Below are 9,689 nucleotides of genomic sequence, written 5' to 3' on the forward strand. Positions count from 1 at the left end.
CCGGCTTCATCCACCAGACTTCCCTGCCAGCTAGGAATCTCTCGTGTCAAATTCTCTTTGAATACAGAGATATCCCACATCATATTATCTTTCAGAGCATAGGTGATTCCCCTGTCCGGTCCAAGTACACCGGTTTCGTTCACCACCAGAGCCTTATACAAAACCTCATTAGGATATTTTCCAAACTGTGAGGGGAGGTAATATCGGAGTGTCCAGATAAGTTCTCCATAGTCTCTTGTCTTTTTTGTTGTATCTTCTCCCTTCAAACGATTATATACCAGATTACTAAGACGAACGGCTTCAGATTTAACGAGATTATTCATTTTCTGATCACGTTCAGCAAATGAAGGGGTACATCCGGCTTCATCAAAAATCCATTTTTGTACAGATCCATGGATACTCAGTCTAATCTCAGTCTGTGCATCAACCCAGGCATAAATAGAGCACCAAAAATTTTTCTGTGAACCATCATCAATTTCAGAACTTCCTTCAGATATTACTCCTCCGGGAAGAGAATCATAAGGATAATAGGGAGAAGCAAAACTGAGTCCCAGACTTCTCTCACGAAATGCTTCAGGGGTTTCAGAAACAGGATAAATTTCATCGTGAGAAACAACTGATACATCTACATCAAAAAAATCCCCTTTCTTGTTCTTTACTCTGGAATCTGATTTCGGACATGATATTGGAACATAACCCGTCCATTGTGCAGTAAAATACCGATTCGCCGGACCTGAGCTATCATCCTTAACCTCATATTTCTGCTCAGGTATAAGACCAGATGTGATTTCATCCTCTTGGGGAAGAGAAGAGAGTATCACATCTGAACTGACACCCATTACCGGCATAATTATCAAAAGAAGAAAAATCAAAATCAATTGGAGAGTTTTTGAATGATCTTTTTGTCGTAATTGTTCGTGGGCCATATTCTCTACTCTCCCTTTGAGGTTAAATATTTTTATCCAATGAAAATTCTACAGATTTCAGCACCATATCACCTATAAATATTCAATTGTATGTGCTGAAAATAAAATTCTCAAATTCAAAAATGATTTGTGTTAATTCGAATGAGTTAATTTGAGATAGGTATATTGTACTTTTTTCTTAATTTAGGTGGAGAACCTTTATTTAATGACAAAAATGATAAAATGAATTATTTTATCAATGTCACCTTTTTTCTTCAAGAAGTCGATCAAATGTTCTCTCAATCTTACGTAAATCTGAAGAAAATTCCTGGATCTTTGCAGCAACGATCTTTCGTTCATTATTACGAAGTTTCTGGATTGCTTCCTGCTTTTTCTCGCAAAGATACCGGCATTCTAATGCCTGAAATAAATCTTCATACTCCTCATCTGATAATTCTATCTTTACGAAAATAGACGAAGGCCATACTTCCAAATAATTTCGCATCACCGATACATCTTCAACAACCGCTGCCCCTTCCCGATAATCATAATAATTCTGATAAATATCTCTGAAAGCCTCTTCATTCTGATAATCACGTAAAATTTCTGCAGATTTTTCACCAACTTCGGCTGCTCGTTTTAAGGCATCCACCTTATCAGGTAAGTATACCAAATCTGAAAACTCATCCGGTAAACCATATAGCACTGGAAGGAGATCTACCCAGCTGGAAGTAGCAGTATAGAAATCTCCCCCACAATCAATCTCTGCATCAATCTGCATTATAAACTGCTCATACCATTGCAGAAGTTGAGTCTGTAATATAAAAGTCGCCCCATCTGGCTCAATATCATGCTCCTGCAAGGCGGCAATCAGGAGATCTTTATCTGAGGTCTGATATATCCCCCAGGGATCCGGAATATAACTTGCAAGGAGGGAGATCAAGGAATCATATAGAGAGTCCGGTTCTAACTCATCATCAGAACCACCATGTAACCGACTATTGATTAAATTTCCAAGACGAATCACTTCAGATTCTACAAATATATCCATATTAGACTGTCTTTCTGCATATGATGGAGTACAGCCCAGTCTATCAAAAATATCCTTCTGGTCATTTAAACCCTTATAACTACACCCCAAAACTCTATACCGACGGTAGTTGATGGATCAATCCACATAAACAACTGATATTCATTATTTGTCTGAGTCTCATCATTGTCATCAGAAATTTTTGATGCAATAACTGAACCAGGTAATCCATCAAAAATAGACATTTCCCGGCCATCCGGATAGCTCATAACCCACTCCTGATATTCTTCAGGAGTTTGTAATTTTTTTTGTTGATCAATACTCGCAACGACGCTCACATAATCCCCCTTCATATTTTTTACTCGGTTATCATTTTGAGGGCATGAAAAGGGAATATACCCTCCCCACCGAACAGTGTGGACAGTATTTCCTGAAGTTGGGTATGATTCCCATTCTTTTGATACCTGAAGATCTGAAGAAATATCAGAACTCTGTGGAAGGGCAGAAATGAGAGATGATGAAACATCACCCGATACAGGAAAAACCAAAATAAAAATAAAGATCCCGAATACAAACAAAGGTATTATCAATCCATTTTGTTTCTGATTAATGAATGACATGAACAATACCTCACCCAGATGCCAGACAGGAAAAGCAACCCGGAAAGTGACCCTGTTATTATCCTGAGGATCATCCAGTAATCATAGTGTGATAAAGATTTCGGATTGTATCTGTGGCATCAATGCATGAGTATTCGCATATGAGTTGATAAAGTATGTGTCCCATTCAAATTTTTACATGAACGGCCTACATCCAATTCAAAAGGAAAATATGAGCGAATCAGGTGTTATCTAAATTTTTACTCACCAAATCATATACCTCATCAATAAGCCGACCAGCTTCACCGGTCATATAGAGCGGTATGGATAATATATTATCATGAAAACTCAGTTCCCCTTCCCAGAACCGAATCGCAAACGGGGGCTGTTTCTCATCCATGAACACCCGCAGGGATCGGAGCGTACCGGTCTTTCCTGATTTCACTTGAGTAGGATATATCCTGCCTTTCCTGGTGATACAGTAATCAATCTCACTCGAGCTCCCGGCCTTATCCCGTGCCCAGAAATAGAGTTCTGAATTGATGAACGGATCCTCAAGTGCCAACAATTCCTGACCGATAAATTGCTCTGCCAGACTGCCTCTGTTAATCTGCATAACATCCTTCAGACTCATAATTTCAGCATTCAATCCACAAAGATGCTGCATAAGGCCAATATCCAGAAAAATATACTTCTGCTTATTGGTCAGGGTTGCACCAAGGGGAAGACCGGATGCATCAGTACCATATACAGGAGTGATGACACGGGCAAGGCTGAGCAGGTGGAGTGCATTTTTCAGATCGCGGGATTTAGATTCCCGATCAATATTCACATATTTTATCTGTTCTGAAACCATCCGTGGAATTGCTGAAAAGACGGTCTGCAGATGTATTACCTCTGATGTTTTGCCATATTTATAAAAATCCCGTTTATATGTTTCAATAAGTGCATCCTGGATATGTGAGCAGGTAAGAAAACTATCTGACTCAAGGTATGATGCGATAACTTCAGGCATTCCACCAAGGATAAAATATGTCCGAAGAAGAGAATTGAGTCGTTCGTGGACTGCTGGAGGGATGGCATCAGAGATATGAACGGAGTTCAGATATGAAATGAGGTTTTCTTCTCCCAATGCCTCCATGAATTCGGAGAAAGTGAGCGGGAACATATTTAAAAACTGAACTCTTCCCACCGGCATCCTCATATCCGGAGTAAATGCAAATTCAAGTAGTGAACCGGCTCCAATTACAAAGATATCAGGACGCAATTCTTTAAAGTAACGAAGGGACATAATAGCATCCGGACATTCCTGAATTTCATCAAGAAAAATCAGGGTATCTTTTGTTATTTTCTGGCGAAATATTAGTTCTATCTGTGAAATAATGGAATTTGGATCTTTCGTCTGAAATATTGATTTAAAACCAGGGTCTAAATCAAAATTAAGGGCAACATAATTATGAAATTCTTTTTTACCAAATTGCTCGACACTATAACTTTTCCCCACCTGTCGTGCACCCCTGATAAGAAGCGGAGTCCGGTGAGATTTTTTCCATGAGAAGAGGTGTGACGAGATGACCCGATCCATGCATTATATATGCAGTTCGAAGATTATATATACCTTGGCTAAAATAGGGGGCAATTTTTACCAACTTTTGGACATTTTAGAGGGCAACTTCATCCACCCATTCACACAGATCAGGGGTAGTACCATCTCAATCACTCATCTTCCCTTCCCCTGACCAGGCAACTCTCATCCAGGGATCTGCCATACCTCCCCAAAGCCCCGGACCAGGTACATGATCTCCGGCAAAACCACCGATGAGGATCCTTCAAACCACTCAATACCTTAAACCCGCCATAATTCATCCCCCGATACACCCCCGCTTAAATCACGATACTATCATCCTTCCAACACTTCTATGTCACACCCGTGACAGGAGAAACAAATGGCAGACTTTGTCTCAAAATCTGTAGTAAAAAGTGCAGAGCGGGTCCTTGCAACCCCTCTTGCCAGCAAGGCCACATTAAACACCATCATCGGGAACATCCTTGCCGACAACCCCTGGGGATGCACCCCGTACCAGTCAGGCGGAGAGACCCTTCCGGCGGTGGCAAAAAGCACCGAGTACTACTCCGGAACCATCATCTATGAGAACAATGACGGAAAACAGGTTGGCCGGATATCTGTTCGTGCTCCCTCATCCGGTGCATTTGACACCGCCGTATCCACCCTCCTTGCACAGGCAGGACTTGAAACCGCTATGGGAGGTGCTGCATCACATGACAGCTCTGAAGATGGCTTTTCAGTCACCCTCAAATGTCATGCAGCGAACGGAGAACTCTACAACGTCACATTCAAACGTGACAAGGTGAGCATCTCCAGCTTTGAATCTGATGGGATCATGGCCGCCGTCGAAACCTGGGCAGATACTGTCAGTGAACTGGCCTGATCACCTTTTTTTGGAGGTGACATGAATACCCACTATTCTCTCCTCTTTCTCATTATTCTCATCCCCGCGGCAAGCCTCTCCTGTGCTGACTCCCTCTCATCTTCCATCGTCTGCAATGGTGCAGCCTTTGTCTCATCATCACTCATCAGCCAGGGACAGACCTATGCAGCAGAGTTCTTTGCAAGTGATCTGGCATTTCTCATCAGAAACCTCAACTTTGATGCAGAACCGAAGACACAGACGATCATCAATGCAACCGGACCACTGGGAATTGATGAATACTCCAGTCTGACCAGGGAATATGAAAAAGATAGTACGCTCTGTATCTTTGATACCCGGAACAGAACAAAAGCAGAGTCGTCAGCCCGGACACTGGGCCTATTGGAAAAGGGTGACTACTCCTCATCCCGTTCCTTACCCAAAGAGCTTACTGCATTGACCGCCATCAATGGATCAGGAATAATCCGGATAAGAGCCGGAACAGAGGATGAGAACCGGACAACGTCAATGAAGGCAGATATCCTTGGAGATCTGAACATGACCGAACATCTCACCCTTGGAGGATCATGATCTCAATTGATCACACCTCCCTTCTCACGATGGTATCGCTCATCTGTGCAGTACCCGGATACATCGGAGGAATCCTCTCTCTCCTCTATTATCGTCATTATGCGGATAATACCATTCAATTCATGCGATCATCCGAAGAAATGGTCCTAACATCCATCAGTGCCGATAGAGAAGGAAATGTTCACATCAAAACCCCCTTTGATGACTGAATCAGGATAAGACCCCATAATTCGATCACCGGGTTGTATTCGATCATATCAGGATCCTCATCCCTCTTTTTCATACTCCCATCATGAGCACTTTTCGAAACAATTCGATACATTCTGATACATCCTGATACCGACGCATACCATGAAATACAGATAGATACCGATAAAACACGAGTATTTATACCCATGCCCGCAGATTTTTAACCCGATTGTCATCCCCCAGGATCCTGTCACAAATGAATTCGAATATGCAGGAATAGGGGCGCATTAGCGCGGAGTAGATAGCAGAACGAGTATTTTTTTTAACTTTATCTTCTCAGCGAATAATCGACCTGATAAGATCCAAAAATCCCGTAATGTTTATATTTACAGGCCCTCTAACTACGAAAGGCTCCAATACTCAGGGAGCACAGAGAATAACAGAGAATAATTGATTATTCTTTTAAATTGTAGCGATTTACGAACATTTTAATGAAGTGGCCTCAAAATGGCCAATAGATGAACAATGACAGCCATTATAAAAAATTTAACAGGAATGGTGGTTGATTGAGAGAAATTACCAAAGCATGCATGAATAACCCCCACATTGTCAATCACCGACCAAGGAAATCGAACTCTGCAGGGGTAATATGTTATTATATACGTCTTGTGTTAAGAGAGTTTGCATGCACCAACGGGGTGAGATCATATGTCTGACAATCTCACACTTCGTGCTGCCATCTATCATGCACTGGCACGACTCAGCCGCTCCGGATACCAGGCCGAACGGATCTGTGGGAAAACACGACTCTTTGATATCATCGCCTGGAATAAAGAACGAATAGTATTCCTTGCCGTCAGAACCTCACGGACCAGGTCTCTTACCCGGTTTTCTGAAGAACTGATCTCCCTGTGCAGAATGGTCAACACCCATCCGCTCCCGGTGCAGATCCAGTTCTGGCTCTATTGCAATGCAGAATGGTCACAATACCAGATCCTCAGTGGAGGAGCAATGCCAATCCGGGAGGGAACCCTATGAATCAGGATTATATCGATGAAGTCCTCCATGCAGTCATGCATTCCATAAAAGAGAACCAGACGCTCATCTCCAGACGAACCATAGAAGAGACCATCAGAGATGATCCCTACCTCTACCCGTCATTTCGCTCCCTCTCTCCCACCTCACGACGGACAAAGATCAGCATCATCATGAACCTGCACTTCCCCCTCTGGATAAAAGGAAAGGGAGTTCATCAGAATACCTATGTCTGGAAGGTAAAAGACGAGAAGAAGGAGTGAATGGCATCATGACCTCCCCCATACTCCATACCCTCCACACCCTCTTTCAGCCAGGATCAGTCCTTGAGCTCCGGGCCCTCTGGAAGAATGGCGGTGTTGCATCAGGATACTACACCGATTATGATAAGATGGCCCAGGATGCAACCATCCTTGACGGGCTTTCTGACATTGCAGGAATCTATGTTGTGGCAAATGAGATCAACCCTGATCTCTTCGCACGGCGGGCAAACCGTCTGAATATGAAGTTATCACGTGACGATAAGACCACCGGAGACGAAGACATCATCCGTCGGAACTGGTTCTTAATCGACGTCGATCCCAGGCGACCATCCGGAATATCTTCAACCGACGCAGAGCATGAGGCAGCCCTTCGCAAGGCCGACCGGATCAGGGACTTCCTCTCTGAACATGGATGGCCTGAACCTATCTGTGCCGACTCAGGGAACGGGGCACATCTCATGTACCGGATAGACCTCCCCAATGATGATGCATCACAACGCCTCATTAAATCAGCCCTCACCGTCCTCTCTGCACTCTTCTCCGATGACGAGTCGGAAATTGACACCACCGTCTCCAATGCAGCACGGATATGGAAATTATATGGAACACTCTCACGAAAGGGTGATTCCACCGATCACCGCCCACACCGCCGTTCCCTGATACGATCCGGTCCGGATGTATTGCCGATTGCACGTCATGACCATTTCATCCGACTGGTATCGCTTCTCCCGACCAATGACGAAACCAGACCAGGAATAGAGAAACAAACCATCATCCCCCGGGAAGAGGGATTCTCTCTTGGAATATGGCTGCAGAAGAACGGATTCTCATACCGGGAAAAGCCCTACGGAGGAGGCACCCTCTATCTCTTTGATCAGTGTCCGTTCTCATCCGCCCATGCTGACGGAGCATATGCCATTCAGTTCGCCAACGGAGGCATATTCGCCGGATGTCACCATAATTCCTGTGGCGGGGGGACTCAGCGATGGCAGGAACTTCGTGAACGAATAGAAGGGAAACGCCCCTACCGTGATTATGACACATGGCGACGGGAGGGAATCAGAAAACGGGCTCTCGCAAAAGCAGAACGGGACGGCAGGCCGGAATTGCCCGGTGCAGAGGAGTGGACAACCGGTGATCCCACGAATTCCTCATCTAATTCCTCCCTGATACCAAATCCGCCTGGTCAGACCAGACCGGATATCCCGGTACCCCTGGAGAACCGTCCGGAGATCTGGGAGAAAGCGATGGAGATCCTCCACCAGGGAAACCCCGTTCAATACATCCTTGACACCTTTGCAGAACACCATGTCGGGGACGGAATAGTAGCCAGATGCCTGATCATGTCGCTTGCATCCCGTCTGGTTGAAAATTCAAAGGGTCTTCATGTGCTGGTCACCGGTGAATCAGGAAAGGGAAAGTCCCATAGTTTTGAGACCATGCTGGACCTTATCCCAGAGGAAGACACCCTTGTCGGCCGGTTCAGTGACAAGGCCCTCTTCTATCTTGATGACCTGAAAACAGGATCCGTCATCTGTCTTGATGATGTCTCCCTCTCCGAACCGATGCAGGAGACCTTAAAGGGAGTCACCAGCAGCTTTCACAAACCCTTCATCTACCGGACGGTTGACAAGGAACGGAAAGGGCTGGTCAGAATTATTCCTGAACGATGTGTCTGGTGGGTTGCAAAGATGGAGGGAACAGGTGACGATCAGGTCTGGAATCGTATGCTCACCGTCTGGATAGATGACAGCATCGAACAGGACAACGAGGTCATGGCACGGGAACTGGCAGCAGCTGCACGATCCACCGCCCTGCATCCTGAAATATCAGAACGGACATACATCTGCCGTGCCCTCTGGAAGGAACTCAGGGAATACCCGGTCCTCATACCCTATGCAAAACGAATCAGGTTTGCCTCAGCCCGGAACCGGAGAAACCTGACAATGCTTTTGGATCTCATCCGGTCAGTCGCACTCATGTTCCAGTATCAGCGGAAGATACAGGAGACAAACGGAGTAAAAGAAATAATTGCATCAGAAGAGGATTTCGCCCTGGCAAAGGAGATATTCCTGCTCATATCCGGCACTCATGGCGGCCAGTATACCAAACTGACCAAAGCGGAGTATGAGATGGTTGAGATCATCAGAAGAGAGCACATCATCTCATTCACCCTTCAGGAGATGCAGAAATTACTTGGAAAGTCACGAACCGCCACATACCGGATTATTCATCCCAGGGATCCAAATAACCATGAGTATGAGGGGCTTCTTGAGAAATGTCCGCCTCTTTCCTTTACCAGGCAGTCCATCGTCCTTGAGGGCGGAAAGCGTCAGATATGTAATGTATACACATGGGATCATGAGATGGACGCCGTCTGGTCGGGGAGTGATGGGTGCTGGCTGTCACCTGATGACAATGATGATTCCAATGACACGACCCAATCACCTGTGCAGGTGTGCCACCCTGTGCCCACGGTGTTTTCCGAATATGACACACCAATCGAGAGCCAGGATGGAGGACTCGATCAAAACAACGAGCAATCCTTCGCAGAAAAAGAAGGTGTGCCAAATCCGGCAAAATCACAGAGCCCCGATGTCAGTGATCATACCGGTTCCTGTGAAATCAAAAATTATGCACACCGTACA

General features: G+C 44.9%; 10 protein-coding genes. 6 read left to right on the forward strand and 4 right to left on the reverse strand.

The window, feature by feature from the left end; genetic code table 11:
- From LDL35_RS12125 to LDL35_RS12140, 4 genes are all read right to left on the reverse strand, one after another.
- On the reverse strand, positions 1-839 hold an 839-nt coding region (locus LDL35_RS12125; protein WP_304022750.1), incomplete at its 3' end, for a hypothetical protein.
- A 328-nt stretch (positions 840-1,167) separates the two neighbouring features.
- On the reverse strand, positions 1,168-1,956 hold the full coding sequence (locus tag LDL35_RS12130; protein ID WP_304022752.1) for a hypothetical protein: 789 nt from the start codon (positions 1,954-1,956) through the stop codon (positions 1,168-1,170).
- Positions 1,957-2,021: 65 nt separating this feature from the next.
- Positions 2,022-2,555: a hypothetical protein gene (locus LDL35_RS12135; protein ID WP_304022754.1), complete on the reverse strand. Its 534-nt coding sequence runs from the start codon at positions 2,553-2,555 to the stop codon at positions 2,022-2,024.
- Between the two features lie 220 nt (positions 2,556-2,775).
- The gene (locus tag LDL35_RS12140; protein WP_304022756.1) at positions 2,776-4,119 is read right to left on the reverse strand and encodes an ATP-binding protein; all 1,344 of its coding nucleotides are present in this window, start codon (positions 4,117-4,119) and stop codon (positions 2,776-2,778) included.
- 361 nt (positions 4,120-4,480) lie between these two features.
- Here LDL35_RS12140 and LDL35_RS12145 point away from each other — a divergent pair, with 361 nt between their 5' ends.
- The 6 genes from LDL35_RS12145 to LDL35_RS12170 form a co-directional block, all read left to right on the forward strand.
- A complete protein-coding gene (locus LDL35_RS12145; protein ID WP_304022758.1) occupies positions 4,481-4,984 on the forward strand; it encodes a hypothetical protein in 504 nt (167 codons plus the stop codon).
- Positions 4,985-5,005: 21 nt separating this feature from the next.
- Positions 5,006-5,554 carry a hypothetical protein gene (locus LDL35_RS12150; RefSeq protein WP_304022765.1) on the forward strand — a complete coding sequence of 183 codons (549 nt, stop codon included), beginning with the start codon at positions 5,006-5,008 and terminating at the stop codon, positions 5,552-5,554.
- A complete protein-coding gene (locus tag LDL35_RS12155; protein WP_304022768.1) occupies positions 5,551-5,763 on the forward strand; it encodes a hypothetical protein in 213 nt (70 codons plus the stop codon). The genes LDL35_RS12150 and LDL35_RS12155 overlap by 4 nt, the downstream gene beginning before the upstream one ends.
- Before the next feature lie 688 nt (positions 5,764-6,451).
- On the forward strand, positions 6,452-6,781 hold the full coding sequence (locus LDL35_RS12160; RefSeq protein WP_304022770.1) for a hypothetical protein: 330 nt from the start codon (positions 6,452-6,454) through the stop codon (positions 6,779-6,781).
- A complete protein-coding gene (locus tag LDL35_RS12165; protein WP_304022773.1) occupies positions 6,778-7,041 on the forward strand; it encodes a hypothetical protein in 264 nt (87 codons plus the stop codon). Before LDL35_RS12160 ends, LDL35_RS12165 begins: the two co-directional genes overlap by 4 nt.
- An 8-nt stretch (positions 7,042-7,049) precedes the next feature.
- Positions 7,050-9,689: hypothetical protein (locus tag LDL35_RS12170; protein WP_304022775.1), on the forward strand; the 2,640-nt coding region annotated here is incomplete at its 3' end.

This window comes from Methanospirillum hungatei (genome assembly GCF_020216685.1).
GTDB lineage: Archaea > Halobacteriota > Methanomicrobia > Methanomicrobiales > Methanospirillaceae > Methanospirillum > Methanospirillum hungatei_B.

Coding starts and splice junctions, on each gene's coding strand:
- LDL35_RS12160 (WP_304022770.1), top strand. CDS start 6,452: ATGTCTGACAATCTCACACTTCGTGCTGCCATCTATCATGCACTGGCA.
- LDL35_RS12140 (WP_304022756.1), bottom strand. CDS start 4,119: ATGGATCGGGTCATCTCGTCACACCTCTTCTCATGGAAAAAATCTCAC.
- LDL35_RS12135 (WP_304022754.1), bottom strand. CDS start 2,555: ATGTCATTCATTAATCAGAAACAAAATGGATTGATAATACCTTTGTTT.
- LDL35_RS12145 (WP_304022758.1), top strand. CDS start 4,481: ATGGCAGACTTTGTCTCAAAATCTGTAGTAAAAAGTGCAGAGCGGGTC.
- LDL35_RS12155 (WP_304022768.1), top strand. CDS start 5,551: ATGATCTCAATTGATCACACCTCCCTTCTCACGATGGTATCGCTCATC.
- LDL35_RS12150 (WP_304022765.1), top strand. CDS start 5,006: ATGAATACCCACTATTCTCTCCTCTTTCTCATTATTCTCATCCCCGCG.
- LDL35_RS12165 (WP_304022773.1), top strand. CDS start 6,778: ATGAATCAGGATTATATCGATGAAGTCCTCCATGCAGTCATGCATTCC.
- LDL35_RS12130 (WP_304022752.1), bottom strand. CDS start 1,956: ATGGATATATTTGTAGAATCTGAAGTGATTCGTCTTGGAAATTTAATC.